Source organism: Dyadobacter sp. HNCC25DJ186, from assembly GCF_056895235.1.
In genome coordinates this window covers 17,380-43,975 of sequence record NZ_JBXHAS010000017.1, presented here as the reverse complement: position 1 = coordinate 43,975, position 26,596 = coordinate 17,380, and the positions used below count along the sequence as shown (strand labels likewise).

Below are 26,596 nucleotides of genomic sequence, written 5' to 3'. Positions count from 1 at the left end.
TCCATTCGTTTGTTGCAATCCAGGTTTCGTTTAAAATCATACCTGATTAAACGAGGTTGTACATTATGGAAAAAATGCAGAAATATTTCGTCTGGCAACTTATTATTCGTATCCCTTTCCTTTTAATTCTAACGCTTTCTCATTTTCCAGTACTGCGATGAATTCTGTGTGTGACATCGGCTGGCTAAACATTGGAAAATCACTTTTCAATGCATTATCATGTTCCGCCTGACTTAAAGTGGCACAACAATCGGTAAGTGTAATCACATTATAACCTCTGTCATAAGCAGTACGCATGGTTGATTCCACGCAGCAATTGGTAAGATACCCTGCTAAAACAACATTTTTAATTCCGGTACTTCTTAATATGTAATCCAGATTGGTGCTTGCAAAAGCGCAGAAACTACGTTTCCCTTCAATGATCACATCCTCCGTCTCTGGTGTCAGGACGTCAATTATTTCAGTTCCCCAGGTATTTTTCTTAAACGCCCCATTGTCGATCACACCTTTCATGATGCCATAAGGTTTTGTTGTAATTTCCCGGTAATCTTCGGTAAATGCTATCGGTACAAACATGACATTTACGCCTGCCTCACGCGCAGCCTTTACCGTGTCCACAGTATTTTGCAGCATATTGTTGTTATCCATCACACCTTTGACGGCGCCATGGAATATGCCACCTTCCGAGGTGAAATCGTTTTGAAATTCGATCAAAACCAGAGCTGTTTCTTTTGGGTTTAGTTCCATTGTGTTTTCTTTAATAAATTATTAAAACTTGTACGTGAATATAACTACAATATCTCAGGATTCCGTATGCCCGTTTCAGGTAATTTTAAAAAACAAACAGCAAGTTTTGGGTTGGGCTAATGGTCATTTCAGAGCAACTTTGTGCAACAAATTAATTATCGAATGGAACAGGAAAACTATAATTATGAAAAGATTGCAAAAGCAATTGAATACATATCTGAAAACGTAAAAAAACAGCCGTCTTTGTTTGAAGTCGCGGAAGAAGTGAACATCAGTCAGTTTCATTTTCAGCGTATGTTCACGGAATGGGCAGGCGTCAGTCCAAAGAAATTTTTACAATATATCACAGCTGACTATCTGAAAGACAAAATCAAGGAGTCCGCTAACCTGGTCGAATTAGCCGAATCTGCCGGGCTTTCAAGCCAAAGTCGTGTTTATGATCTGTTCACAGGAATCGAAGCCGTGACACCACAGGAATACAAAACCGGAGGAAAAGGGCTGCATATCAGCTACGGGTTTCATCAAACGCCTTTTGGCGAATGTTTTATCGCAGTAACTGAACGTGGAATTTGTGCCATGGCCTTTGTGGATGAATACTCGAAAGATCAGCAGTTGATTATACTGGCAAAAAAATGGTATTTTGCCACGATTGAATCAAATCAGGTACTTACTGAAAATTATATTCACAAAATCTTTTCTCCTCACCTAAGTTCGTTGGAAAAATTACCGCTGATGGTTCAGGGAACGAATTTTCAGCTTAAAGTTTGGGAGGCTCTATTGACAATTCCGCAAGGCGCCGTGACAACCTACCAGCAGATCGCAAACAGTATCGGAAATCCAAGGGCCGTGAGGGCAGTCGGGACGGCCGTTGGCGACAATCCAATTGCCTTTCTGATCCCCTGCCACCGCGTGATCAGAAAAGAAGGAATTCTTGGAGAATATCGATGGGGAAGTTTGAGAAAAAAGGCATTGATCGGCTGGGAAGCTGCCAGGGTCGATACGGGTTTGATTCTTTAAAAAATTCAAAAACTGTTTCCGACTGCCCCAGTTTGATGAAAATACGCATCGAATTTCACAGTTTCGGGAAATTGTCCGTGCAATGATATAAACATCAACAGAAATCATAATTCTGATTATCAGCAATTTTCGCCTTATTGTTATATAACAATTTTGTGATGGTTCAATATTGGTAAATTGGATATTAATAATCCACATAACTACAAATTGAGACATGAAAAAAATTTTGGTTCGCTTGACAGGAGTTGCTGCTTTGATGTTGGTAATTAACTTGGTTAGCTTCGGGCAATTTTCTTTGGGTTTGCAAGGAGGTATTGCTAAATCAGATCTCGAAGATTCTAAAACCATCGCCGGAGGTGGTATTAATTTACGTGTGTTCGCTTCTCCTAATTTCGCAATTGGGGTTGCAGGGAAGATTTACTCCGATGGAACTGACTATCGCGTAGCAGGACAGACTTTAAGTTATACAGGAAACCTTGTTCCGGTAACGGGTACGTTGGATTACTATTTTGGTACCGGATTTATCCGGCCATATGTTGGTGGTGATGCTGGTGTTTATTTCTCAAAGTATAACGCCAAATTTAACGGTGAAAAAATAGCTGAATCTAAAAACCATAGTAATTTCGGCGCAGCACCGCGTGCCGGCGTGATATTCGCACTGAACGACAATATCGGTCTTCAGGTAGAAGGTATTTATCATTTTATTTTTGGTAACAAGGATAACACTGCTAATGCCGGAAACGTAGGAAATGCTGATTTCGAGTCGACTAAGCAATTTGGAGGTGTTAATGTCGGACTGATTATTGGTCTTGGCGGAGGAAAATAATTTTTTGAAATTTTCAAAAATAAAAGATTAAGAATAAGGCGTGGCTGAATCAGTTACGCCTTATTTTTTGTTTCAATAAACAAGGTGCATAAATTGCGTCCAATTAATATCACCAAATAAAGAACTTTGCATACCGTCTACGATTTTTCGTTACAAGTAAAACATTGGCTGTTATCGCTGGATATGAGCTTTGTTATAGTCACGGAGGACACAGATTCGTTCGATTCAATAAAAATAATTCAGAATGAGAAACTGCTTTTAATTATAAAGCTGATCGATATTAAAACCTGGACGTTTTTTCTGCAAAATACAGCTAACAAATATCCGGATTTGAGCAAAAGCCGTGACGAAATCCGTAGGTCCGGCGTTTCATTTGTCACGCTTTGGCAAGATATCTGGTTGACGGAAAATACTATTGTGAAATCGAGATTGAGTGCCCTTCTGGGTATTTCCCAACGAATCCCGGCGAGAATGACTAAGGCCCGGCGCATTGACAAACCAACGGCAGATAAATTTCTGAATGAAAATCATTTACAACACTCGGTTTCCGCAAAAATAAAATACGGCCTTTTTCTCCCGAAACAGTATTTTCGTGTCCTAAAACCTGAATTTCAGCCAGATTTGTCCGTTACTGAAATACTTGTGGCTGTAGCAACGTTTAGCCATCCGCGTATTTTTGAGCGAAACGACAATCCCTTTTGGTCATACGAATTGATCCGGTTCGCCAATGTATTAAATACAACTGTGATTGGGGGTTTTGATAAACTTTTGACTTTTTTTGAAAACGATTGCCGACCTGATGACATCATGACTTACGCAGATCTGGACTGGTCGGATGGCGCAAGCTACAAACGCCTCGGCTTTGAAGCTGTTTCCGATAAAGATCCTATGGCATTCTGGCTGAATACCGAGACTAACGAGCGTTTTTCAAAATCAAAAATTATTGAAGAAGAGCATTTCATTACTGTTTATAACGGGGGAAGTCGTAAATTTGTGAAAGAAATTATTACACCGAGTTTATCTGAATAACCGTCAAAGCATTCCCGTTTTATATTGAATCCATTACTTATAATCATAGGTCCCACAGCTTCCGGAAAAACCCGTTTGGCGACCCAAATCGCGGCAAAAATTAACGGGGCGATTATAAGTGTTGATTCCAGGCAGGTATACAGAAAAATGGATATCGGGACGGGAAAAGATCTTGATGAATACCACATCAACGGAAAAGTCATTCCTTATCACCTGATCAATATTCTGGACCCAGGCGATAAATACAATGTCAGCCTTTTCAAACAGGATTTCCAGGAGGCTTATCAGAAAATAATAAGTCAAAATCAGGCCGCGATCGCCTGTGGCGGAACGGGTTTTTATTTTTACGCCTTATTAAAAAGCCAGGGATATACCGAAATTCCGGTTAATGAAACATTACGAGAAGCTTTGGAGGATTTAACAAACGACGAACTGAGAACTTGTTTCATCAAAATGGAAACCTCCTATCTGGATCTCGCAGATACCTCAACCAGAAAACGACTTATCCGGGCGATTGAAATTTCTACATACCTGACCGAAAATCCTGAAACTGAAAACCAAATTTCAGAATCACTGGATTTTGAATACAATCCGATTATTTTTGGACTTAATCCGCCATCCGAAATCCGACGTGAACGTATCAGTCACCGGCTAAGTTATAGACTAAAAAACGGGCTGATCGAAGAAGTAGAGTCACTACTAAATTCAGGTCTGGAACCAGAACAGTTAATTTATTATGGATTAGAATATAAATACGTCACGGAGTATCTGACTGGTGTTTCGGATTACGAAGACATGACCAAAAAGCTCGAAACGGAAATTCACAGGTTTTCCAAAAGGCAAATGACCTTTTTCAGAAAAATGGAGAAAGATGGAATTTCCATTAACTGGCTCGAAAATTCGAATACGGAAGAGGAAAATATTGACCGGATTATCCAGGAATACAATTTAGTTAAATAAACAAACCAAAACTGATTAATCGGGAAAGCGAAATAATCCTTCTCGAAATTATTTTATCAACCGTTATGAATATCAAATTAAGCAGCGTTTTGCTTTTATTAGTACTGAGTGTCACCGACGCTTATTTGCTCGCACACCCTAATCTGATCGGAAAAATCGGAGTGCTTGTTTACAAACATTCCTACATCAAAACTTTCCCCAGAGCACTTATCACGGTTTTGCTCGTTGTAGGCATATCAGTTATTCTGGCTGAAATTTTGTATCGTTTTGTCGGTTACAAAAAAGCTACCCTGTTTTACGGTCTGCTTTTGTCTGTCAGTGTTTTTTGGTTTGGTTATGTATTTTTAACCTTTTCTTCATTCAGTTACCGGATCACAGGGAAAGCATTTATTTATGGCGCTCACCTGCTTCCGATTATTCTGATGGGCCTGTTTGGAAGATATTTGGTTAAGGCGCAACTGCATTTACGCAAGAAGTCGCATCCAGTGATGTCTGAGGAAACTGAATGATAGCTTCCTTTCACGGAATCACTTCTCTAATCTGTTTTTAATAACAACAGGATCGCCAATACGAAACCACAGAATTTTATAATTTATAATTCAAATAGTTAAATTTTAATATTCCTATCTTGAATTCACACAAATTAAACATTGATAATAATAGAAAATACGAGGTTTTTTAAGATATTGCACCTCGGGTCTTTCGACGGTTGGCCTTGTTTTTTTTAAATATTTTTAATTTAATCTATCGTCACAGTATATCGGATGTGTAGAGGGTCTTTGACCTTATCAACCGTCATCAACATATATACAGTAAACTAACCTTTTAATTTTATTCTTAATTTATATGTCAGAAATAGCTGAATTGATCATTGAAGGTAAAAATTACCAATTTCCAGTCATAGAAGGTAGTGAGAAAGAAAAGGCAATTGATATTGCAAAACTGCGTGATCAAACAGGATATATAACCATTGATGCAGGTTACAAAAATACAGGTGCAACAAAAAGTGCAATTACTTTTTTGGATGGTGAGGAAGGTATTTTGAATTACCGAGGGTATTCAATCGAGGAACTTGCTGACAAATCTTCGTTTTTAGAAGTTGCTTATCTATTAATATACGGTGAATTACCAACTCAGGAACAATTCACTGCTTTTGAACATGAGATCACTACGCATACGCTTGTCAACGAGGACATGCGTAAAATATTCGAAGGCTTCCCGGTAAACGCACATCCGATGGGTGTATTATCGTCATTGGTAAGTGCTATGAGTGCATTCTACCCAGAAACACTTGATCTTGACAGTCCTGAAACCACAGAGCTTCATATCATTCGATTGCTTTCAAAATTGCCTACGATTGCAACCTGGTCTTATAAAAAATCACAGGGACATCCGGTTAATTATCCAAAAAACAGCCTGGATTATTGTTCGAACTTCCTGAGCATGATGTTCTCTTTGCCGGTTGCTGAATATAAGGTTGATCCGGTAGTTTCTGCGGCCCTGAATAAATTGCTTATTCTTCATGCTGATCACGAGCAAAACTGTTCCACTTCAACAGTGAGACTGGTAGGTTCTTCTCAGGCCAATATTTATTCGTCCATCTCTTCAGGTATCAGCGCACTTTGGGGGCCACTCCACGGCGGTGCAAATCAGGAAGTGATTGAAATGCTCGAAGCGATCAAAAATGATGGCGGCGATGTTCAGAAATATATCGATATGGCGAAAGATAAATCAAGCGGGTTCCGTCTGTTTGGATTTGGCCACCGTGTTTACAAGAATTTCGATCCACGTGCCAAGATCATCAAAAAAGCTGCTGACGATGTTTTGAACAAGCTTGGCATTAACGATCCTGTTCTTGAAATTGCGCAAAAACTTGAAAAGGCTGCTTTGGAGGATGAATATTTCGTATCTCGTAAGTTGTATCCAAACGTAGATTTTTATTCGGGTATTATTTACCGTGCCTTGGGTATTCCAACCAATATGTTCACAGTAATGTTTGCCATTGGCCGCCTTCCGGGTTGGATTGCGCAGTGGAAAGAAATGCGTGCGAACAAAGAGCCGATTGGCCGCCCGCGTCAGGTTTACGTTGGCGCTCCGCGTCGTGACTATGTCGCTATGAGCGAAAGATAAAATTTATTTAATACCAAAAGAGGCCTGATCAAAAACTTGATCAGGCCTCTTTTGGTATTCAGATTTTGAATATCTCATGGCGAAAGTCTTTCTATCTTCCAGACATTACCTTCCGTTAACCTATAAGCAAGCCTGTCATGAAGACGGCTTGGCCTTCCCTGCCAGAACTCCACATAATCCGGAATGACGCGGTAGCCACCCCAATGTGGTGGGCGAGGCACCGGTTGACCTTCAAATTTTGCTTCAAAATCCTTTTGTTTTCCTTCCAGAAACTCTCTGCTTTCAATTGTTTCACTTTGATGTGAAACCCATGCTCCGATCTGACTTCCTCGTGGGCGGACGGCGAAATATTCGTCTGAGTCTTTTTCCGAAGTTTTTTCAATTTTTCCCTCAATTCTTACCTGACGTTCAAGTTCTTTCCAAAAGAACGTGATGGCAACCTGTGGATTTTCTTCAATCTCTTGCCCCTTCTTACTTTCATAATTAGTGTAGAAAGAAAACCCGTTTTGATCCACTCCTTTAAGAAGCACAATTCTGCCCGTTGGCCGACCGTTTGAAACAGTACTCAACAGCATCGCATTGGGTTCGGAAAGCTCGGATTCAAGTACTTCATCAAACCATTTATTGAACTGAATTAAGGGATTTGAATCCAAATCTGACTCGTGTAACCCTTTCAGGCTGTAATCGCACCTGATATTTGCTATTTTATGATTCATTGTCTGTAATATATCAATGTTACGGCCTCAAAATTAGCCAATTCATAGGAAAGATTGTTAGATTTGTATCATATAACAGGACGTACTTACGAAACATTAATCACGATGGCACAAGAACAACAAGAAGGGGTCGAAAGCAATGCGCAGGAAGACCTGACACAAAAAACGATTGATACCCTTGAAATTGATCTTAACAATGAGTTGACGGAAGAACTGGAAGAGGAGACGCCAGATGTGGATTATAGCCAATTATCTAAGGAACAACTCGTTAACTTATTAGAGAACGAATTATCACTGATCAATAGCGAAGGCGTAAAACCATCTTCGTTAAAGAAGGCAGAGGCTGTGGCTCGTGAAATCCGTCCTGTTCTGGATCATATCAAGCAAACAGACCGCGAAACTGCTTTGAAAGCTTTTGTTGCGGATTCTGGTAGTGAGGATGGATTCGAGTTTAAATATGATGCGGAAACGCTGAAAATTGACGCCCTCAGCAGAGAAATCCGGGGGATGAAAAATACTTATTATCAAAGTGTAGAAAAGGACAAAGAGAAGAATTTCAATATGAAAACTTCTCTGATCCAACGCTTGCGTACGCTTTTGGAAGAGGAAGGAACACGGGAGACGGACGCTTCCGGGATGAAAACCAGTTGGGAGGAGTTCAAGAAAATTCAGGAGGAATGGAAATCTGCCGGAAATATTTCGTCTCCGCATAATGGCACGCTTTGGGCTACCTACAATGCTTTGATTGACCGTTATTTCAGCAACCGAAACATTTACTTTGAATTAAAAGAACTGGATCGCCGACGTAATGCGGATTTGAAAGCAGAGCTTTGTGAAAAAGTGGAAGAATTGGTTAAATCGCTGGAATCACGTCCGATGACGAAAGAGATTCTCGCAGAGGCAAACCATATTTTTGAAGACTATAAACACCTTGGCCCTGCACCAAAAGAGGAACAGGAAAAACTTTGGCAGCGTTTTAAAGTTGCTTTGGATCACCTGTATGACGCGCAGCGCGGTCAATTTGCTGAGCAGAAAAAATCGATGCAGGAAAATTACGATCAGAAGCTGAAAATCTACGAAGCAATCGTTCCTTTCACGACATACAATTCTGGCAGCATAAAGGAGTGGAACGCAAAAACCAAAGAGGTTATGACGTTCCAGGATCAATGGGTTGCCTTGAAAGGCATTATGCCCCGCGAGGAAGGCAAAGAGTTAAGTAAAAAATTCTGGGCAACGCTGAAAACTTTTTTCCACAACAAAGGCGAATTTTTCCGTCAGCTTGAATCCAAGCGTGAGCAGAATCTGGAATTGAAAAACCAGCTTTGTACAGACGCTGAGGCAATCCTGGCAACAGGGGAAGACAACGCATCAAACACGCAGAAAATCATTGAGCTTCAGAAGAAATGGAAAGCGGTCGGCCAGGTTCCTGAAAAATTCAAGGACACGATTTATGACCGTTTCAAAAAAGCATGTGATTCATATTTCGATCAGAAACGCGCAAAAAATAAGGAAGTTGAAGTTGAGTTTGAAGAAAATCTGAAACGCAAAGTTGATTTGATCGAGCGAATTGAAATAGCAGCAGCGAATAAAGACGAATCTTCACTGGATCTGTTAAGTGCTTTCAAGAGCGAATGGAGTTCGATTGGCTTTGTTCCAAAAAAAGATATGCAGTCGACGCAAAAGCGCTATATCGCGGCTGTTAACACCTATGTAAGTGCGATTGGAAAATTATCTTCCAAAGAAAAAGAGCAAGCGGTTCTGGAAAGCGAAGTTGAACTGGTGCGTGATGGCGAGAGCAGCCGCGGACTTTTCCGTAAAGAAAATGATATTAAACGAAGAGTTTCTCAGCTGGAAAATGATATTTCTTTGTGGCAAAACAATATTGAGTTCTTTGCAAAATCGAAAACGTCGGATCGCCTGAAAGCAGAATTTGAAAGAAAGATAAGCAGCGCGCAAGCGCAGTTGGAAGAGTTGAAACACCAACTATCTATCATTCAGGAAGCTATATAAACGGGGAAAATTATTTTTAAAATAATTACTCAAAAATAGATGTAGAACTAAATATTCCGCTACTTTTGCACCACGATAACGGAATAACAAACGGTATCGTAATGCAAAAGAGGCCTCCATAGCTCAGCTGGTAGAGCAACTGACTTGTAATCAGTAGGTCGTTGGTTCGATCCCGACTGGAGGCTCTTAGATCAAAGCACTTAACTTTCAAAAGTTAAGTGCTTTTTTGTTTTCTGAGATTTTCAGGATCAAGTCAAAAACTTGTGGAGCCCATTGGATTTTAAAAAAAGATCGATTCCTAAACTTGTGGAGTGAACATTATGTGTTCCTGTTTTTATTAATTAATAGTCCAATTTGATAACTAAAATAGTTATTGACCAGATTTGGTTTTGATTGTTGCAAAAAATCACCTGACCAAACCAACTATAAATCAGCCGTTTCAGAAAATCAATTTTAAAAATAAATAAATTCCAAAAAAATAATTACCCATAAACTTGCGTTATATATTCCATTCTTATACTTTTGCACCATGATAACGGAATAACAAACGGCATCATAAAAAGAGGCCTCCATAGCTCAGCTGGTAGAGCAACTGACTTGTAATCAGTAGGTCGTTGGTTCGATCCCGACTGGAGGCTCTTAGAAAAAAAGGACTTATCAGATTTGATAAGTCCTTTTTGCTTTTTAATCCTATAAACTTAAATCATAAGAAAATGACGAATGAGAATGCATACAACGATGGATACTCGTATGAGACCTTCATTCGTCGTGCTTTTAAAAATGTGACCTCAGAAGGAAAAAACGGCGAGCACAGTATACAGATGACCACGCTGATCGATATTGAAGAGGGAAAAGATTTGAGTAAACTCGCGGCTTCCAATATCAAACAGCTTGATAAAGTAAAGGGTTATCTCGCAAAAGCGATCGGAAAGTTTCTAAAAATGAACTTGGACAAAAAAGAAAAGTTTGAATTTCTGGCTATGAAAACAGCCGTTGAGCAAGCTAAAACTTCAACAGATTTAATTGCCGTAGTGGAACGAGGTTTGGCCATTACCGACCGATTCTAATTACCAATACATATAAAAGATAAATCGCCGGCAAATCCGAATTTGCCGGCGATTTATCTTTTATATCTTCTCAAACGTAGAATAATTCCTTGTTCAGCGTTTTCACGATCGCATTGAAATCATCCGGATTTGACGCAAAATCCATTTCATTCACGTCGATCGTAATTAATTTTCCATGATCGTAGTTTTGCCCGAAATCCTCATAATAACGATTCAGGTTTTTTAAGTATTCTTCCGATATATCTGCTTCAAACTCCCGCCCCCTCTTTTTTATTTGCGTCACCAATTTGGGAATATCAGCTTTTAAATAAATTAAAAGGTCTGGCTGCGATACTGTTTTCATGATCGATTCAAAGAGCAACAAATAACTTCTGTAATCTCTTTCCGTCATGATTTTCGAGTCGTAAAGATTCCTGGCAAATACGAAAGCATCCTCGTAAATCGTCCGATCCTGGATAATGGTCGAATAAGTCGTCGATCGGATCGTCTGAACCTGCGCAAAACGATTGTTCAGAAAGAATATTTGCAAATTAAAAGCCCAGCGCTCCATGTCCTCATAAAAATCTGCCAGATATGGATTTCCCTCCACCGCTTCATACATTACTTCCCATCCATAGTGCTGGCCGAGCATTTGCGTCAGCGTGGTTTTGCCGGCACCGATATTTCCAATAATTGCTATGTGCATGGAATTAATTTTTAAAGAAGTAGATTAATGATTAAGCATAACGTTGATGTGCAAAAATATGTAAATGAAAGAGAAATCTAAGACTGACGAAAGTTAGTTTTTCAGATTTCCGATAAACTTCAGATATTCGTATATTTGCACTTGATTTTAAGGGGACGAAGCTAAAAATAGCTCTGCTCCCGTTCAGTCCTTGAAAATTAGATTAATGAAGCCTTTCCAAGTAATACTTTATTATTATTATGCTCCCATCGAAAATACCGAAGTGTATCGGGATGAGCATCATTTGTTTTGCGTAGAAAATAATCTTTTAGGTCGCATCATCATAGCACCGGAAGGTTTAAACGGAACCGTTTCGGGTACGCGTGAAAACTGCGAGGCTTATATGAATTATGTCCGTTCGGATGAAAGATTCAAAGATGTGCAGTTCAAAGTGGACGATCACGATGAAATTGCATTTCAAAAGCTGCACGTCCGTGTGAAGGATGAAATTGTAAATTCGGACTTGAACGTTAATCCCCTTGTGCGCACCGGAAAACATTTGGAACCTTCCGACCTGAAAAAGATGATGCAGGATCCTGATGTGGTCCTGGTTGATATGCGTTCTGATTATGAGCACGAAGTTGGAAAATTCAAAGGCGCTATCACTTTTGATATGCACAACCTGCGCGAACTTCCCGACCACGTCCATGAGATAGAACATTTAAAAAATAAGAAAATTGTCACCTATTGCACAGGAGGAATCAAGTGTGAAAAAGCAAGTGCTTATCTTCTGGAAAAAGGATTTACAGATGTTTACCAGCTTCATGGCGGCATCATTCGGTACGGCCTGGAGGAGGGCGGTGAGGATTTCGACGGTAAATGTTATGTCTTTGATAACCGCATCACTGTGGACGTTAACCAGATAAATCCAACGGTAATTTCAAAATGTTATATCTGCAATGAACCATGCGACAGAATGATCAACTGCGCTAATGCAGAATGTAACACCCACGTTCCTGTTTGCCATAAGTGCGGAGAAGAAATGGAAGGTGCCTGCTCACCTGAATGCAAGGCGCACCCAAATAAAAGGACCTATGACGGAACGGGATATTACGTTAGCAACAGCAATCACTATAACCCGTTGCAGGGCATGAAGAGCCTTAAAAAGACGCTCAAAAAACTAAAATTGGCGGAAAAAGCTTGACCCCGGAGTTAAGGTTCCAATTGTTTCACCATGATGAAATCATTCATCCAGTATGGACCAATTGGAACATCCACCTCCTGAACTGCCTGGAAATTCATTTTTTCATAAAATGTCCTTGCTTTATTGTAACGGTTGACGTTAAGTGCGAGTTTTTTGCCCCCAGCCGATTTGACATATTGTTCTACCTCTGCAAGTAGAAATTTACCTGCGCCTGTGCCCTGCATGTTGGGAAGTACATAAATCTTATGTAACTTGAAATATCCGGGTTCTTCCTGGGCAACCGCTGCAAATCCGACAGGAATTTCCGCATCAAATAAAAGTAAAAATTGCTGTCCACCTTCTGTCATCTGATTTTTCAGAGCGTCTGGGGCATATATTTTTTCAAACATAAAATCGATTTGTTCGGGCGTAAGGATTTCACGGTAAGTAGGTTCCCATGTTTTCTCCTGAATTCCGATCACGGTAGGTATATCAGACAGGTTACCATGCTTTATTGAGAATGAAGGCATAATGCTTAAATTTGATTTTCAGAACTGTAAGTTCATTTTAATCACAAACTAAATGAAATTCTTCGACATATCGTCCGTACTAAAATATGCCGCTACGGATTAAAAGTCGCATAAATTTTGAATTAATATATGAAACCACTTATTTTAGTTACAAATGACGATGGAATAACTTCTTTGGGAATCCGCACGCTGGTCGACATTATGAAAACACTGGGAGATGTGATCGTCGTGGCTCCCAACAGTCCGCAGTCAGGAATGGGCCACGCGATTACCATCGGTGAGCCTTTAAGACTTTATGAAACACATATTTTTGATGGTATCACAGAATATGAATGCTCAGGAACGCCGGCAGACTGTGTCAAACTGGCCAAAAACTATGTCTTGCATGACAGAAAACCGGATCTGATCGTTAGCGGTATTAATCACGGAAGCAACAGTTCCATCAGCGTTCTGTACTCCGGAACGATGTCAGCAGCGATCGAGGGAGCGATTGAAGGCATTCCTGCCATTGGTTTTTCGTTGTCCGACTTCCGTGAAGATGCAGATTTCAGCCATGGAATTCCTTTTGTAAAATCAATTACTGAGTCGGCGATTAAACACGGCATACCAAAAGGCGTTGCCTTGAACGTTAATATTCCGGCGAAGTCCGACGAACCGATAAAAGGAATTAAGGTCTGCAGACAGGCACATGCGAAATGGCAGGAGAAATTTGATTATCGCGTGGACCCGAATGGCCGTGGATATTTATGGATGGCCGGCCGATTCGTAAATTTTGATACCGAAAAAAAAGATACGGACGTATGGGCATTGGATAACAATTACATTTCCGTTGTTCCCTGTCAATATGATTTAACCGAGTATAAAGCTTTAAAAGAGCTGGAAACTTGGGATTTATAAACCCACGTTAGAAAAAATAGCTATGGCCCTTGTAGGAAGTTTGCTCAAGAGAGGAATCCGGATAAGTAATATCGTTGCGAACCGGAGAAAGGCAACTATTCATCAGCAACAAAAGAAGACATTAGCAAAACTGCTCGCCAAGGCCAGATATACGGAGTTTGGAGAGAAATATAATTTCGATGAGTTGTTATCGACGATTCTGTTCGGAGACAAAGGCTCATTTTATGAACAATACAAAAAATCTGTTCCGGTATATGATTACAATGCCATATTTAAAGAATGGTGGCACCGGTCGCTGGATGGAGAAAAGGACATTTGCTGGCCTGGACAAATCAAATATTATGCATTAAGCTCCGGCACTTCGGAAGCTGCGACAAAGCATATTCCTGTTACGAAGGCGATGTCAAAGGCAATCCAGAAAACAAGTATCCGCCAGATTTTGTCTCTCGGTCACTATAAGGATCTGCCGGACGATTTGTATGAAAAAGGCTTTTTGATGCTTGGCGGCAGCACGAACCTGAACAATCAGGATTCTCATTATGAGGGAGATTTGAGCGGTATTACTGCCAGCCAGATTCCGGCCTGGTTTCGTCCTTATTATAAGCCGGGCGAGAAAATCGCTTCTGAAAAGGATTGGGGGCTTAAATTGGAAGAAATTACGCTGAAAGCACATGAATGGGATATTGGCTTCATTGTGGGTGTTCCGGCATGGATTCAACTTTTAATGGAAAAAATTATTTCGCATTATAAAGTAAAGACGATCCATGATATCTGGCCCAACTTGCAGGTTTTTGCGCATGGAGGCGTTTCCTTTGAACCTTACAGAAAGGGTTTTGAAAAATTACTTGCCAGGCCGCTGATTTATATCAATACGTATCTTGCCTCCGAGGGCTTTATTGCCTATCAGAACCGGCCAGGCGCGTTAGGAATGGAGCTTGTGTTGGACAATGGCATTTTCTTCGAATTCGTGCCGTTTAATCAGAACAACTTTGATTCTGAGGGAACACTCCTGCCCTCACCTGAGACATTAATGGTTGATCAGGTGGAAGAAGGAAAAGAGTATGCGCTGTTGTTATCGACGTGTTCGGGTGCGTGGCGATATCTGATTGGTGATACTGTTAAATTTGTAGATAAAGGAAAAGCTGAAATCGTAATTACCGGACGAACAAAGCATTATTTAAGTCTTTGCGGGGAGCATCTTTCTGTAGATAATATGAATAAGGCAATTGATATTATTTCAGATGAAATGGGGCTTACCGTGAAAGAATTTACGGTCTGCGGTGTTGAGCATGACTCACTCTTTGCACATCAATGGTATATCGGAGTTGAGGAAGAAAACGTCGATACTGAGGTTTTAAGAAATAAAATTGACGCAAAACTTGCTGAATTAAATGACGACTACGCAGTCGAACGCAAACATGCACTAAAGGATGTTTTTGTAACTGTTCTTCCAAACAAAGCTTTCTATGGCTGGATGGAGTCGAAAGGGAAAATGGGTGGCCAGCACAAATTCCCGAGGGTCCTGAAAAACTTTTTGATACAGGATTGGAAAGATTATTTGAAGAATAATGGGTATGTTGTGGATGAAGTCGCTCTAAACCCCTGAGCCAAAACAATCTACGTAAGAAATTAAAGAATATTTTGTAATTTACACCCACAAATTATTAGCTATGACGATCCTAGCAATTGAGACAGAGGACAAAGAGGTAATTAAGGCAGTAAAAGCTTTACTGAAAGGCTTTAAAGTGTCGTTTAACGAGAGGAGTGAAAGCCCATACGATCCAGAATTCGTCGAAATGGTTACCGCAGGAGACAAAGAAATTGCTGAAGGCAAAGGCATCAAAGTAACTGCTGAGGAACTCAGATCCCTTTGGAAATAGTATTAAGTCCGCAAGCGAAGGAACATATCGATTTTTGGAACAAGACAGGGAATCGACAGATTTTGAACAAAATAAAAAAACTGATCGATTCTATTTTGGAGTCGCCGTATGAAGGAATCGGGAAGCCTGAACAACTAAAATATGAACTAAGTGGATACTGGTCACGACGAATAAATGAAGAACATCGAATTGTATATAAAGTGGAAAACAAAACTATCTATTTTATAGCATTTAAAGGACACTACTAATTTATATATTAAAAATAAAAGCGGATCTGGACAAGTTAGATCCGCTTTTGGTTTACAACGACTTTTTACTCTATTTCAAAAAATTAATGTAGGCGATCTGGCAAGCGATCAGAATGAACACTACGCCTGTGACCTTATTAAAAATAGTTACCACTTTGGGTGTGAAAACCTTCTTCAGTTTATGTGCAAATACAGCAATAGCACATTCAACAAGAAATACAGCTACAACGCTTGCACCAAAGAAGACCAACACCTGGTCATAGTTATAATGCAAAGTCGACCGGATGTAAGATGCGATCGTTACCCAGCTGATAAAATTCACCGGATTTAACGCATTCAATAAAAAACCCGTTGTAACGTAATACAGCAGATTACCCAATTTTGATCTCGGATAAGCAATTTTGGGTTGTCCCTTAACTAAATTTGATCCGCCTAAAATTAGTAAAAACAGTACTCCTGCCCCAGCCATATACTTTTGAAAATTATTGATTTCAGGCAGTAAGGAGGTACCAAAAATGGCAAAAAATACGAAAATCACATCCGAAATAAAAACGCCAAAAGCGATTTTTATTCCTGTTCGGTATCCGTTATCGACACTATTCTGAACCAAAGAAAAAAATACAGTACCAAAAGTAAGACACAGCGCAACACCCGTCAGGATACCATAAAATAGAGATCCGATCATTTTAGATTCCTTTCAGCCGTGCAGCCATTAAAATTCCGGCAATCGAAATAGCATCTGTAATCTCAGACCGCATAACCATCTCAACTGCTTCGGAAAGATGGATCTTCTTCACTTGTAATTCTTCTGTTTCTTCCGGTTCCGCTTCCGTCTGACTTAATCCTTCCGCCAGGAAAAGAAATCCTTCTTCATCTGTGGCTGAATTTGAGGTATGGATTCTTGACAAACTTGTCCAGTTGGAGGCCAGCAGACCCGTTTCTTCTTTTAACTCACGTTTGGCTGCATCAAGCACATCTTCATCAAAGGGGCCGCCGCCTTCCGGAATTTCCCAGGAATATTCATTCAGCGTGTATCGGAATTGACCGACCAGATAAATATTTCCGTTTTCGTCAACAGGAATAATTCCAAGCGCTTTATTTTTAAATTTTACGACACCATAAATACCATCTTTTCCAGCAGGGTTAATCACTTCACGATGACTGACTTCCAGCCAGGCGTTTTCATAAACAGTTTCAGAAGAAAGCGTTTTCCAATTATTTTCTGTGGTTATAACCCGCATTTTCTTAGTATTTTTGGTTTCTGATCATTCATTAAGTGATGCAAATAAACCAAAATAAGCGTAAACAACGTCTCATTCTGCTATCTTTTATAGCAAGTATCGTTTTGACGGGCTTGAAGTTTTTTGCTTATTTCCTTACAGATTCCAACGCAATTTTAAGCGATGCGCTCGAATCGATTATCAATGTCATCGCAAGCGGTTTTGCATTTTACAGCATTTACCTATCGGCCCTGCCCAAAGACCGGAACCATCCTTATGGACATGGAAAGATCGAATTTTTCTCTGCAGGTTTTGAAGGTGCCCTGATTGTGATCGCTTCAATTTTCATCATTGTTGAAGCCATTAAACGAATGATGGAACCGACGCCCATTCAAAACCTGGGTCAAGGCGCATTATTTATTGCCGTCACGATCATAGTCAATACAATGATTGGTTATAAATTAATTCAGGAAGGCGAAAGGTCGAATTCACTTGCTCTGACCGCCGACGGCCGCCATTTAATTTCTGACAGCATCAGCAGCGTCGTTTTGATAGTCAGTGTCGGGCTGATTTTGATAACCGGTCAAATCTGGATTGATAGCGCTGCTTCATTATTGTTCGGATTATTTCTTGCTTACAGCGGTTTTCAGCTTGTAAGCAAATCTGTCGCCGGGCTGATGGATGCAACCGACGAAATACTCCTGAAAAAAGTCGTACATTCCATGCAGGATAACCGAAAAGACCACTGGGTTGATGTACATAACCTACGGGTTCAGCAATACGGTTCCGACCTGCATATCGACTGTCACCTTACGTTACCATACTATTGGGAATTACAGAAGGCGCATGAAGCAATTCATGAATTTGAAAATATCCTGAAAGACAATCATACTGGCGAAACGGAGATATTCGTTCATGCAGACCCGTGCATTCCGCAATGTTGTTATTTTTGTAAAATGAATAATTGCCCCGTCCGGCAATTTCCCTTTGTTCAGGAGATTGACTGGGATGCCGTAAATCTTGTTAAAAACCAAAAACTTTTCGAAGAAGCCCAGTTAAAACTCAGAGTATAACCAATTCATAATTCAAATATCTAAATCTAAATTCTAACCGAAAATGAATTTTTCAAGACGTGATTTCCTAAAAAAGGCCGGTGCAACCGCACTTGCAGCAACAACTATTACGGACCTTCTTGCAGAATCTGCTGCAAAAAAAATGTTCTTTGAAATTTCTCTGGCTGAATGGTCGCTGCATAAGGAATTGTTCGCAAAAAAGATCGTTAACATGGATTTTCCTGAACTTGCCAAAAAAGAGTTCGGTATTTCTATCGTCGAATACGTGAATCAGTTTTTCAAGGATAAGGCAGAAGATAAAACGTATCTGAACGAACTTTTGCAGAGATGTAAAGACAATGGCGTAACCAATAACCTTATCATGATCGATGGCGAAGGTGGTCTTGGTGAACTTGACGCTGCGGTTCGCAATAAAGCAGTTGAAAACCACTACAAATGGGTAGAATGTGCGAAATATCTGGGCTGCAAAACGATCCGTGTGAACGCGTTTGGAAAAGGAAGTGATGAAGAAATAGCGAAAGCGGCTGTGGAAGGTTTAGGAAAACTTGGAGAGTTTGCCAAAAAAACCGGTATCAACATAATCGTTGAAAATCACGGTGGCGCTTCTTCAAATGGTAAATGGTTATCGGGCGTCATGAAGCAGGTAAACATGAAAAATGTAGGAACGCTTCCGGACTTTGGCAACTTCTGTATAAAAAGAAAACAGGGAAGTTTCGAATGCGAAGAATCTTATGACCGTTACCAGGGCACAAAAGAACTTATGCCGTTTGCAAAAGGGGTGAGTGCAAAAACGTACGACTTTGATGAAAAAGGAAACTGTATCGAAACCGACTACACAAAAATCCTTAAAATTGTAAAAGACAGTGGCTTTAAGGGTATTGCAGGAATTGAGTACGAAGGTAGCAAACTATCTGAACGCGAAGGAATAAAGGCAACAAAAGCACTTCTGGAAAGACTTGGACCATTAGTTTAAATTAAAAAAATAGTTGAAAGTGGAAGAATGCCGGCATTCATATCACTTTCAACTATTTTGTATAAGCCCTGATTTTAATCAGGAATTTGATAATTACATGCCCAGGTATGCCAGAAATTCTTTTCTGGTAGCTTCCTCCTCAAATTTGCCTCCATAATAAGAAGTGACCGTTGAGCTTCCCGCGTCACGCACGCCGCGCGATTGCACACACATGTGTTTGGCATCAACAACAACCGCCACATCTTCAGTCTGTAAAGCTATTTTCAGCTCATTGGCAATCTGTACAGTCAGCCTTTCCTGAACCTGAGGGCGTCGTGAAAAATATTCCACGATGCGATTCAGTTTGGATAAACCAATTACTTTTCCGCTGGAAATATATGCGATGTGGGCTTTGCCGTAAATCGGAACAAAGTGATGCTCACAATTGGAAAATACCGCAATATCCTTTTCAACCAGCATCTGGTTATATTTGTACTTGTTATCAAACAATGTAACCTTCGGTTTGTTTTTAGGATCTAGTCCGCTAAAAACTTCCTTGATATACATTTTTGCAACCCTTTTTGGAGTTCCCTGCAAACTGTCATCTGTCAGATCAAGACCCATGATCTCCATAATATGGCGAAAATGTTTCTCGATCAGTTCAATCTTCACATCGTCTTCCAACGCAAATGCATCGGGGCGCATGGGAGTTTCAATAGAAGAAAGAAGATGCTCATCACCAATCTCCTCGATATCAAAATTTTCAATCGACCGGGTATTCAACAAAGTTCCGTTCTGTTTCATATAATCTAATTTTCAGAGCATGCTCTGCATCAATTTTTGGTCTGAGAATGTTGTATATGACAACAGCAATATTCTCAGCTGATGGATTTAAATGGTGGAATTCTTCAACATCAACGTTCAGGTTTTTATGATCAAACCGGTCCAGAACGTGTTCTTTAACCAGCACACTCAATGCTTTCATATCGATCACATAGCCCGTTTCTTCATTCAATTCCCCTGTCACCTGAATGATAAGTTCATAATTATGCCCATGAAAATTCGGATTGTTACACTTGCCAAAAATCTCTTCGTTCCTTTCGTCCGACCATGCCGGATTATTGAGTCGATGAGCCGCATTGAAGTGTTCCTTACGGAACACAGCCACTTTATGAGCCATAGATAATGATAACGTTAAAAATTTGCTTTAAATGTCGTAACAAAGTATGTGTCCAACACACTTAAAGCCGTCGGGCGGGATCCTTTTTACCCATCGTAGCGTACTTTTTTACCAACACATTATTGGTTCAAAATGTTCAAAATTTGGTAATATTATCCTGAATCGATCTTAAAAGCATTTCTTTCAAAATATTTTTTAATTAATAAAATAATTTAAAAATATGGTATTTGGTCGTATCTTGCGCGGTTACAGTACAAATACCTAAACCTTATAATATTTTTCGTAGGCATTTTATGGATAGACGAAATTTTATTCACAAAGCGACTTTGGCCGGAACTGCAACGGGCATGATGCCTTCGATTCTATCCGGAGAAAATATAGAGAAAAGCAGAGATAAGGTTAGAATCGGTTTTATAGGTGTAGGGCTTCGTGGCCGGAACCATCTTCAGCAAGCACTCTACCGCGCCGATGTTGAGGTGAACGCAATTTGTGATATCGATTCGGCTTCCATTAATTTTGCAAAGGATTTAATAAGTAAAGCGGGCAGAAAAGAACCAGCCATTTATTCCAAAGGCGACGAGGATTTTCTCAATATGGTAAAACGGGACGACCTGGATGCTGTTTTGATCGCAACACCCTGGCATTGGCACGTTCCCATGACAATCGCTGCGATGAATGCAGGAAAATATGCAGCCGTGGAAGTTTCTGCAACAGTGACCTTACAGGAATCATGGGACCTTGTCGATACTTATGAAAAAACAGGTTCGCATTGCATGATCCTGGAAAACGTCTGTTATCGCAGGGATGTGATGGCAATTCTGAAAATGGTCCGGGAAGGAATCTTTGGAGAAATGACGTACGCGCATTGTGGTTACCAACACGATCTGCGCGGAATAAAACTGAATAACGGCAAAAGCAACGAAGGCTTCGGCGTCGAATTCGGAGAGAAAGGGTACTCAGAAGCCAAATGGCGTACACAGCACTCCGTAGACCGCAACGGAGATATTTACCCAACACACGGTTTGGGCCCGGTTGCGCACTGGTTAAATATCAACCGCGGTAATAAGTTTAATTATCTCACATCAACTTCCACAAAATCACGCGGTTTACACAAGTATATTGTGGATCACGGCGGTGAAAAACATCCGAATGCCAAAGTAAATTTTAAGTTGGGTGATGTGGTGACCACCGTAATTCAATGCCACAATGGTGAGAATATCGTTTTGATCCATGATACCAATGCTCCCCGGCATTATTCGCTTGGGTTCCGGGCACAAGGCACGGAAGGTATATGGATGAACGACGGACACAGCATTTATCTCGAAAATGTGTCTCCGAAACATCATGAAGCAGAACCGGATGCGCCATACCTAAAAAAATACGATCACCCACTTTGGAAAAAACATGAAAAAGAAGCCGAAAACGCTGGTCACGGCGGAATCGATTATTTCGTTTTCCGAGGTTTTATTGAAGCCGTAAAAAGACAAGTTGCTCCACCGATTGATGTTTACGATGCAGCAGTATGGAGCGCAATAAGTCCGCTTTCAGAATTATCGGTTGCCCGCGGAAGCTCGTCGGTAGAAATCCCTGATTTTACAAGAGGAAAATGGAGAAACAATAAACCAATTTTCGGCCTGACAGATGAATTTTAATTTTACAAGAAATAACCCTTAACCACTTTTTAAATGAACAACAAGAACAATAACTACCTGGGCCCCCTAATCATCGTTGGCGTATTATTTTTTGTGATGGGTTTCGTAACCTGGGTGAATGGTACGCTTATCACATTTTTTAAGAAGGCATTCAGTCTTGACAATACAAGCTCTTATCTTGTTACGTTTGCCTTTTTCATTTCTTACACGCTCATGGCACTTCCGTCTTCATGGGTTTTGAGAAAAACTGGGTTTAAAAACGGTATGTCACTCGGACTTATCATTATGGCGGTTGGAACAATCGTATTTATTCCAGCTGCGGAAATGGCTTCTTACCCTTTGTTCCTTGCCGGATTATTCACAATTGGTATTGGTTTGACATTATTACAAACCGCTTCAAATCCTTATGTTACAATCCTTGGTCCGCGTGAAAGTGCTGCACAGAGAATCAGTATCATGGGAATCGCGAACAAAACTGCCGGCATTATAAGCCAGGTTGTAATCGGAGGCCTGCTTTTAGCCGGAGCATCTTCCGCCGACCCCAAGGACGAGCTCGATAAAGTAGTTTTCCCTTATATTGTATTGACCGCAGTTCTTGTCGGACTCGCGTTACTCATTAAGATGTCAAAAGGATTGGTAGAAGTAAGCGAGGAGGAAGACGACGTTGTAACTTCTAACGAAGTCGTTGTTGAAAAAACCAGCGTTTTCCAATTTCCTAATCTTGTGTTTGGTGTTATCGCCTTGTTTTGTTACGTAGGTGTTGAAGTAATCGCCGGAGACACGATTATTAATTATGGCGTTTCTCTTGGATTTGCCGAAGAAGAAGCTCGTTTGTTCGGTACATACACCCTGGCAGCGATGATGTTCGGATATGTTTTAGGCATTGTCCTTATCCCTAAATATGTTTCTCAGCAATCCTACTTAATGTTCTCAGCCGTAGTCGGTGTAGTAGTGACTATCGTTGCCATTGTATCTTCTGGATTTACTTCGGTGTTATGTATTGCAGTTCTTGGTTTCGCTAACGCAGTGATCTGGCCGGCACTTTGGCCACTTGCTTTAAGCGGTTTAGGCAAATTTACCAAGACAGCCTCTGCCCTCTTAATTATGGGTATTTCAGGTGGTGCTATTATGCCGCTTATTTATGGAGGAATTGCTGATTCAATCGGAAGCACGCAAAAAGCATATTGGTTAATGTTACCACTTTACTTATTTATTTTATATTTTGGTCTGGTGGGCCACAAGAAGAAAAGCTGGTAGTTCATGAGAATCTCAACGTCGGGCCGCATCTGTTTTTTCGGGGAACACCAGGACTATCTTGGACTTCCGGTGATAGCTGCTGCCATTTCAAGGAGGATTAGTATCGATGGAGCTCACAGAAATGATGATCAGATTATCCTTAATCTTCCTGACCTGGACCAGAAAGTCTCGTTTTCTTTAAACGAGACTTTTCCTTATACCATTCAAAGGGATTATTTCAAAAGCACCATTAACGTCTTAAAAAGAAAAGGGCTAAGTTTTTCCAAAGGTTTTGATTGTGTCATTCATGGAAATATTCCGATTAATTCGGGCACATCAAGCTCTTCGGCACTGATCGTTTCCTGGGCACATTTTCTGGATAAAATGAGTGACAATCCTTTCCATTTTTCATTAAAGGAATTGGGAGAAATTGCCAACGCGGCAGAGGTTCTTGAATTTGGCGAGCCGGGAGGAATGATGGATCATTATTCAACAGCAATCGGAAACGTGATTTATCTCGAATCTCAGCCTCAGATTTATGTTGAAACACTCACACCGAAATTAGGCACATTTGTCCTTGGAGACTCTTTGGAACCGAAAGATACTTTGGGGATTTTAGCACGGTGCCGTTACGGAATGGAAGACGTGATTAAAAAAGTCACACAGTTTGATCCTTATTTTTCAATTTTCAAAACACAGCTGGCGCAGATTTCTGATTACAAAAAAGTACTTTCCCCGGATGAGTTCAGCCTTTTGAAAGCCAATGTCGATGATCGTGACATTCTTTTAAAAGGGAAAAATCTTCTGTCTCAAAATATTGCCGAGGGAAATTCGGGCGAGTTCGATAAAAATTTGGGAGAATTGTTATACAAACATTACAAAAATCTACGCGATCACAAGCGTACCTCTACACCTAAAATTGAACTTATGATGGATGCGGCGCTATCTGCTGGTGCATTGGGAGGGAAAATTAATGGTTCTGGCGGTGGTGGCTGTATGTTTGTTTATGCGCCAACAAAAGCAGAGGAAGTAGCGGAGGCCATTGAAAAAGCAGGAGGTAAAAGTTATATCATCAATATTGATTCCGGAAGTCGTGTCGAAGATTAATAAGAAAGCTACAAAGTTTGAATAGTAAAGATCGGCCTGGAAATTAATTTTCAGGCCGATTTTATTTATGAAGAATCTTTCTGATTTTGACTTAAATGCACGATTGTAATTCCATTTGTGTTTTAGATTTGTGTAATTTGTACCTTGATTTAGAGAAATTCTGAATCATCCAGATAGGAGTAAAATTATTTTGGCATAATTGAAAATGCCTTGGCAAAACAACAAATTAAGATGTCCATCCTGACAGCGCCTGAAAATAAACTGAATATTTATTGCCCTTCTCTGACGGAATATAAACGCAGGGAAACAATTACCATAAAAATTGGCGACATCCCGATGGGTTCTGATTATCCGATCAGAATTCAGTCCATGACCACTGTGGACACGATGGATACTCAGGGCTCGATTGATGAAGTAATTCGCATGGTCGATTCAGGTTGTGAGTATGTCCGTATCACGGCGCCAAGTGTTAAGGAAGCGCAGAATCTTGAAAATATCCGTAATGGTCTGCATAAAAAAGGAATTTTCATTCCTCTGATTGCAGATATACATTTCACGCCAAATGCGGCAGAACTTGCCGCGCGAATTGTTGAAAAAGTTCGGATTAATCCCGGAAATTACGCCGATAGAAAACGTTTTGAAGTAATCGATTATACTGACGCTTCCTACGCCGCCGAGCTTGAACGCATCCGTGAAAAGTTTATTCCACTGATAAAAATCTGTAAGGAATATGGAACGGCCATGCGCATAGGCACAAACCACGGATCCTTATCCGACCGAATTTTGAGTCGTTATGGCGACACGCCGTTAGGAATGGTTGAATCTGCGCTTGAATTTTTACGAATATGCGAGGAATTTAATTATTTCAACATTGCCCTGTCGATGAAATCCAGCAACACGCAAGTGATGGTGGAAGCCTATCGTTTGCTGGTTCAAAGACTGGATCAGGAAGGTTTAAAACCATATCCGTTACATCTGGGTGTGACCGAAGCAGGTGAAGCTGAGGATGGAAGAATAAAATCTGCTGTCGGAATCGGGACACTTTTGGAGGATGGGCTTGGGGATACTGTCCGTGTTTCATTAACAGAAGCGCCGGAAAAGGAAGCCCCGGTTGCAAGGGCCTTGGTGGAACGCTACGAACACCGCGCTCCGCACGCTCCTATCGACCCTGTTGAAAGCTGTCCGATTAATCCATTTCAGTATACAAGAAGAGAAACGCAGGAGGTTTATAATATCGGCGGACTAAATGTTCCCCGCGTCATTGCAGATTACTCCGACCTTTCAGTAGAACAACATGAAGATTTGAAAAGTATTGGACACTTTTTCCTGCCCGTTCCTGATAAATGGGCGATGAATGATCAGGGTGCTGATTTTATTTATTCCGGACAAAAGCCTATCCCTTTCATGCTTCCAAATGGATTGAAAGAAATTATTGATTTCAAACAATGGCTTGGCCAGGGAGATAAATTAAATAAATTCCCGTCGTTTACCGTCAAGGAATGGGAAAGTTGTGATCAGTCGGAGCGTTCTTTACAATTGAATTTTATTAAAGGAACAATACATCACTTTACGGTTGAATTCCTTGAAGAAATTCGGTTTGCAAACAATATTGTCTTGCTGATCCATTCAGAAAATCACCATGCAATGCCGGAGATGAGACGTTTCTTTTACCGGCTGGTCGAAATGAAAATAAAAACGCCGGTGATTATCCAGCGTACTTATGAAACAGATCTTGGCGACAGCCTCACACTTTATTCAGCAACAGATATAGGAGGATTACTGGTTGATGGTTTTGGCGACGGAACTTTACTTTCTCCCGATTTTCAATATCCGCTTTCACATAAACAAAAACTTCAATCAGCGGCGGCCTACAACAGCATCGCCTTTGGAATTTTGCAGGCGGCAAGAACCAGAATGTCCAAAACAGAATATATTTCATGTCCATCATGCGGCCGAACTTTGTTCGATCTGCAGGAAACAACTGCCATGATCAGGAAACATACAGAGCATTTGAAAGGGATCAAGATTGGTATCATGGGCTGTATCGTAAACGGGCCCGGAGAAATGGCTGATGCGGATTATGGTTATGTCGGGATGGGTAAAGATAAAATTGCTTTATACCGTGGTCAGGAAGTGATCAAGCGCTCAGTTACCGCCGCGAAAGCCGTTGATGAATTAATAGAACTTATTCGTGAAGACGGTCGATGGATTGAACCCGGCATGGACGAAACCTACAATCTTTCTTAATCGAATCTCATATTTAAAAATCATT

At 40.5% G+C, this 26,596-nt stretch carries 27 protein-coding genes and 2 tRNA genes; 21 read left to right on the top strand and 8 right to left on the bottom strand.

Features of this window, described 5'->3' with window-relative positions:
* Positions 1 to 102: 102 nt before the first annotated feature.
* Positions 103 to 747, bottom strand: a complete 645-nt coding sequence (locus tag AC1XUO_RS28255; protein WP_483333193.1) for a cysteine hydrolase family protein — start codon at positions 745 to 747, stop codon at positions 103 to 105.
* Between the two features lie 162 nt (positions 748 to 909).
* Here AC1XUO_RS28255 and AC1XUO_RS28250 point away from each other — a divergent pair, with 162 nt between their 5' ends.
* The 6 genes from AC1XUO_RS28250 to AC1XUO_RS28225 all read left to right on the top strand — a co-directional run bounded on the left by AC1XUO_RS28250 (position 910) and on the right by AC1XUO_RS28225 (position 6,709).
* Positions 910 to 1,764 carry a methylated-DNA--[protein]-cysteine S-methyltransferase gene (locus AC1XUO_RS28250; RefSeq protein WP_483333192.1) on the top strand — a complete coding sequence of 285 codons (855 nt, stop codon included), beginning with the start codon at positions 910 to 912 and terminating at the stop codon, positions 1,762 to 1,764.
* Positions 1,765 to 1,978: 214 nt separating this feature from the next.
* Complete coding sequence (locus tag AC1XUO_RS28245; RefSeq protein ID WP_483333191.1) at positions 1,979 to 2,590, top strand: OmpW family outer membrane protein; 612 nt, start codon at positions 1,979 to 1,981, stop codon at positions 2,588 to 2,590.
* Positions 2,591 to 2,716: 126 nt separating this feature from the next.
* Positions 2,717 to 3,619 carry a hypothetical protein gene (locus AC1XUO_RS28240; protein WP_483333190.1) on the top strand — a complete coding sequence of 301 codons (903 nt, stop codon included), beginning with the start codon at positions 2,717 to 2,719 and terminating at the stop codon, positions 3,617 to 3,619.
* Between the two features lie 24 nt (positions 3,620 to 3,643).
* On the top strand, positions 3,644 to 4,579 hold the full coding sequence (miaA, locus tag AC1XUO_RS28235; RefSeq protein ID WP_483333189.1) for a tRNA (adenosine(37)-N6)-dimethylallyltransferase MiaA: 936 nt from the start codon (positions 3,644 to 3,646) through the stop codon (positions 4,577 to 4,579).
* A gap of 65 nt (positions 4,580 to 4,644) precedes the next feature.
* A complete protein-coding gene (locus AC1XUO_RS28230) occupies positions 4,645 to 5,088 on the top strand; it encodes a hypothetical protein (protein ID WP_483333187.1) in 444 nt (147 codons plus the stop codon).
* A 337-nt stretch (positions 5,089 to 5,425) separates the two neighbouring features.
* Entirely contained in the window at positions 5,426 to 6,709 is a 1,284-nt protein-coding gene (locus AC1XUO_RS28225) for a citrate synthase (RefSeq protein WP_235150065.1), read from the top strand.
* 74 nt (positions 6,710 to 6,783) lie between these two features.
* On the opposite strand, the gene pdxH is transcribed toward AC1XUO_RS28225, so the two are convergent.
* Positions 6,784 to 7,425 (bottom strand): pyridoxamine 5'-phosphate oxidase, encoded by a 642-nt coding sequence (pdxH, locus tag AC1XUO_RS28220; RefSeq protein WP_483333186.1) that lies wholly within the window; start codon positions 7,423 to 7,425, stop codon positions 6,784 to 6,786.
* A gap of 105 nt (positions 7,426 to 7,530) precedes the next feature.
* On the opposite strand from pdxH, the gene AC1XUO_RS28215 reads away from it, so the two are divergent.
* The 4 genes from AC1XUO_RS28215 to AC1XUO_RS28200 all read left to right on the top strand — a co-directional run bounded on the left by AC1XUO_RS28215 (position 7,531) and on the right by AC1XUO_RS28200 (position 10,502).
* The gene (locus AC1XUO_RS28215; RefSeq protein ID WP_483333185.1) at positions 7,531 to 9,435 is read left to right on the top strand and encodes a DUF349 domain-containing protein; all 1,905 of its coding nucleotides are present in this window, start codon (positions 7,531 to 7,533) and stop codon (positions 9,433 to 9,435) included.
* A gap of 112 nt (positions 9,436 to 9,547) precedes the next feature.
* Positions 9,548 to 9,620, top strand: a tRNA-Thr gene (locus AC1XUO_RS28210).
* A gap of 380 nt (positions 9,621 to 10,000) precedes the next feature.
* Positions 10,001 to 10,073, top strand: a tRNA-Thr gene (locus AC1XUO_RS28205).
* A 75-nt stretch (positions 10,074 to 10,148) separates the two neighbouring features.
* Positions 10,149 to 10,502 carry a hypothetical protein gene (locus tag AC1XUO_RS28200; protein WP_483333184.1) on the top strand — a complete coding sequence of 118 codons (354 nt, stop codon included), beginning with the start codon at positions 10,149 to 10,151 and terminating at the stop codon, positions 10,500 to 10,502.
* A gap of 70 nt (positions 10,503 to 10,572) precedes the next feature.
* Here AC1XUO_RS28200 and AC1XUO_RS28195 read toward each other — a convergent pair whose 3' ends face one another.
* On the bottom strand, positions 10,573 to 11,187 hold the full coding sequence (locus AC1XUO_RS28195; RefSeq protein WP_483333183.1) for a deoxynucleoside kinase: 615 nt from the start codon (positions 11,185 to 11,187) through the stop codon (positions 10,573 to 10,575).
* Positions 11,188 to 11,392: 205 nt separating this feature from the next.
* Here AC1XUO_RS28195 and trhO point away from each other — a divergent pair, with 205 nt between their 5' ends.
* Positions 11,393 to 12,370 carry an oxygen-dependent tRNA uridine(34) hydroxylase TrhO gene (trhO, locus tag AC1XUO_RS28190; protein ID WP_483333182.1) on the top strand — a complete coding sequence of 326 codons (978 nt, stop codon included), beginning with the start codon at positions 11,393 to 11,395 and terminating at the stop codon, positions 12,368 to 12,370.
* A gap of 8 nt (positions 12,371 to 12,378) precedes the next feature.
* Here the strand turns inward: trhO and AC1XUO_RS28185 are convergent, their stop codons facing one another.
* The gene (locus AC1XUO_RS28185; RefSeq protein ID WP_483333181.1) at positions 12,379 to 12,879 is read right to left on the bottom strand and encodes a GNAT family N-acetyltransferase; all 501 of its coding nucleotides are present in this window, start codon (positions 12,877 to 12,879) and stop codon (positions 12,379 to 12,381) included.
* Positions 12,880 to 13,008: 129 nt separating this feature from the next.
* Between AC1XUO_RS28185 and surE the strand changes: the two genes are divergently transcribed.
* The 4 genes from surE to AC1XUO_RS28165 all read left to right on the top strand — a co-directional run bounded on the left by surE (position 13,009) and on the right by AC1XUO_RS28165 (position 15,904).
* A complete protein-coding gene (gene surE, locus AC1XUO_RS28180) occupies positions 13,009 to 13,776 on the top strand; it encodes a 5'/3'-nucleotidase SurE (RefSeq protein ID WP_483333180.1) in 768 nt (255 codons plus the stop codon).
* Positions 13,777 to 13,798: 22 nt separating this feature from the next.
* On the top strand, positions 13,799 to 15,382 hold the full coding sequence (locus AC1XUO_RS28175) for a GH3 family acyl-acid amido synthetase (RefSeq protein ID WP_483333179.1): 1,584 nt from the start codon (positions 13,799 to 13,801) through the stop codon (positions 15,380 to 15,382).
* Between the two features lie 64 nt (positions 15,383 to 15,446).
* On the top strand, positions 15,447 to 15,656 hold the full coding sequence (locus AC1XUO_RS28170; protein WP_483333177.1) for a DUF2683 family protein: 210 nt from the start codon (positions 15,447 to 15,449) through the stop codon (positions 15,654 to 15,656).
* A complete protein-coding gene (locus AC1XUO_RS28165) occupies positions 15,647 to 15,904 on the top strand; it encodes a Txe/YoeB family addiction module toxin (RefSeq protein WP_483333176.1) in 258 nt (85 codons plus the stop codon). Before AC1XUO_RS28170 ends, AC1XUO_RS28165 begins: the two co-directional genes overlap by 10 nt.
* A 70-nt stretch (positions 15,905 to 15,974) precedes the next feature.
* On the opposite strand, the gene AC1XUO_RS28160 is transcribed toward AC1XUO_RS28165, so the two are convergent.
* Together AC1XUO_RS28160 and AC1XUO_RS28155 are read right to left on the bottom strand one after the other, a co-directional pair.
* Entirely contained in the window at positions 15,975 to 16,589 is a 615-nt protein-coding gene (locus AC1XUO_RS28160) for a LysE family translocator (protein WP_483333175.1), read from the bottom strand.
* Between the two features lies 1 nt (position 16,590).
* Entirely contained in the window at positions 16,591 to 17,145 is a 555-nt protein-coding gene (locus AC1XUO_RS28155) for an NUDIX domain-containing protein (RefSeq protein ID WP_483333173.1), read from the bottom strand.
* A 38-nt stretch (positions 17,146 to 17,183) separates the two neighbouring features.
* On the opposite strand from AC1XUO_RS28155, the gene AC1XUO_RS28150 reads away from it, so the two are divergent.
* Together AC1XUO_RS28150 and AC1XUO_RS28145 are read left to right on the top strand one after the other, a co-directional pair.
* On the top strand, positions 17,184 to 18,197 hold the full coding sequence (locus AC1XUO_RS28150) for a cation diffusion facilitator family transporter (RefSeq protein ID WP_483333171.1): 1,014 nt from the start codon (positions 17,184 to 17,186) through the stop codon (positions 18,195 to 18,197).
* Between the two features lie 43 nt (positions 18,198 to 18,240).
* The gene (locus tag AC1XUO_RS28145) at positions 18,241 to 19,170 is read left to right on the top strand and encodes a sugar phosphate isomerase/epimerase family protein (protein ID WP_483333170.1); all 930 of its coding nucleotides are present in this window, start codon (positions 18,241 to 18,243) and stop codon (positions 19,168 to 19,170) included.
* A 93-nt stretch (positions 19,171 to 19,263) separates the two neighbouring features.
* Here the strand turns inward: AC1XUO_RS28145 and folE are convergent, their stop codons facing one another.
* Both folE and AC1XUO_RS28135 read right to left on the bottom strand, forming a co-directional pair.
* Positions 19,264 to 19,953: a GTP cyclohydrolase I FolE gene (gene folE, locus AC1XUO_RS28140; RefSeq protein ID WP_235150050.1), complete on the bottom strand. Its 690-nt coding sequence runs from the start codon at positions 19,951 to 19,953 to the stop codon at positions 19,264 to 19,266.
* Positions 19,913 to 20,329 (bottom strand): 6-pyruvoyl trahydropterin synthase family protein, encoded by a 417-nt coding sequence (locus AC1XUO_RS28135; protein WP_483333169.1) that lies wholly within the window; start codon positions 20,327 to 20,329, stop codon positions 19,913 to 19,915. The genes folE and AC1XUO_RS28135 overlap by 41 nt, the downstream gene beginning before the upstream one ends.
* Before the next feature lie 293 nt (positions 20,330 to 20,622).
* Between AC1XUO_RS28135 and AC1XUO_RS28130 the strand changes: the two genes are divergently transcribed.
* The 4 genes from AC1XUO_RS28130 (at position 20,623) to ispG (ending at position 26,571) form a co-directional block, all read left to right on the top strand.
* A complete protein-coding gene (locus AC1XUO_RS28130) occupies positions 20,623 to 21,981 on the top strand; it encodes a Gfo/Idh/MocA family protein (RefSeq protein WP_483333168.1) in 1,359 nt (452 codons plus the stop codon).
* A 33-nt stretch (positions 21,982 to 22,014) separates the two neighbouring features.
* On the top strand, positions 22,015 to 23,238 hold the full coding sequence (locus tag AC1XUO_RS28125; RefSeq protein ID WP_483333167.1) for a sugar MFS transporter: 1,224 nt from the start codon (positions 22,015 to 22,017) through the stop codon (positions 23,236 to 23,238).
* A gap of 3 nt (positions 23,239 to 23,241) precedes the next feature.
* Positions 23,242 to 24,324: a GHMP family kinase ATP-binding protein gene (locus tag AC1XUO_RS28120; protein WP_483333166.1), complete on the top strand. Its 1,083-nt coding sequence runs from the start codon at positions 23,242 to 23,244 to the stop codon at positions 24,322 to 24,324.
* Between the two features lie 231 nt (positions 24,325 to 24,555).
* Complete coding sequence (ispG, locus tag AC1XUO_RS28115; RefSeq protein ID WP_483333165.1) at positions 24,556 to 26,571, top strand: (E)-4-hydroxy-3-methylbut-2-enyl-diphosphate synthase; 2,016 nt, start codon at positions 24,556 to 24,558, stop codon at positions 26,569 to 26,571.
* The last annotated feature ends 25 nt before the right edge of the window (positions 26,572 to 26,596 follow it).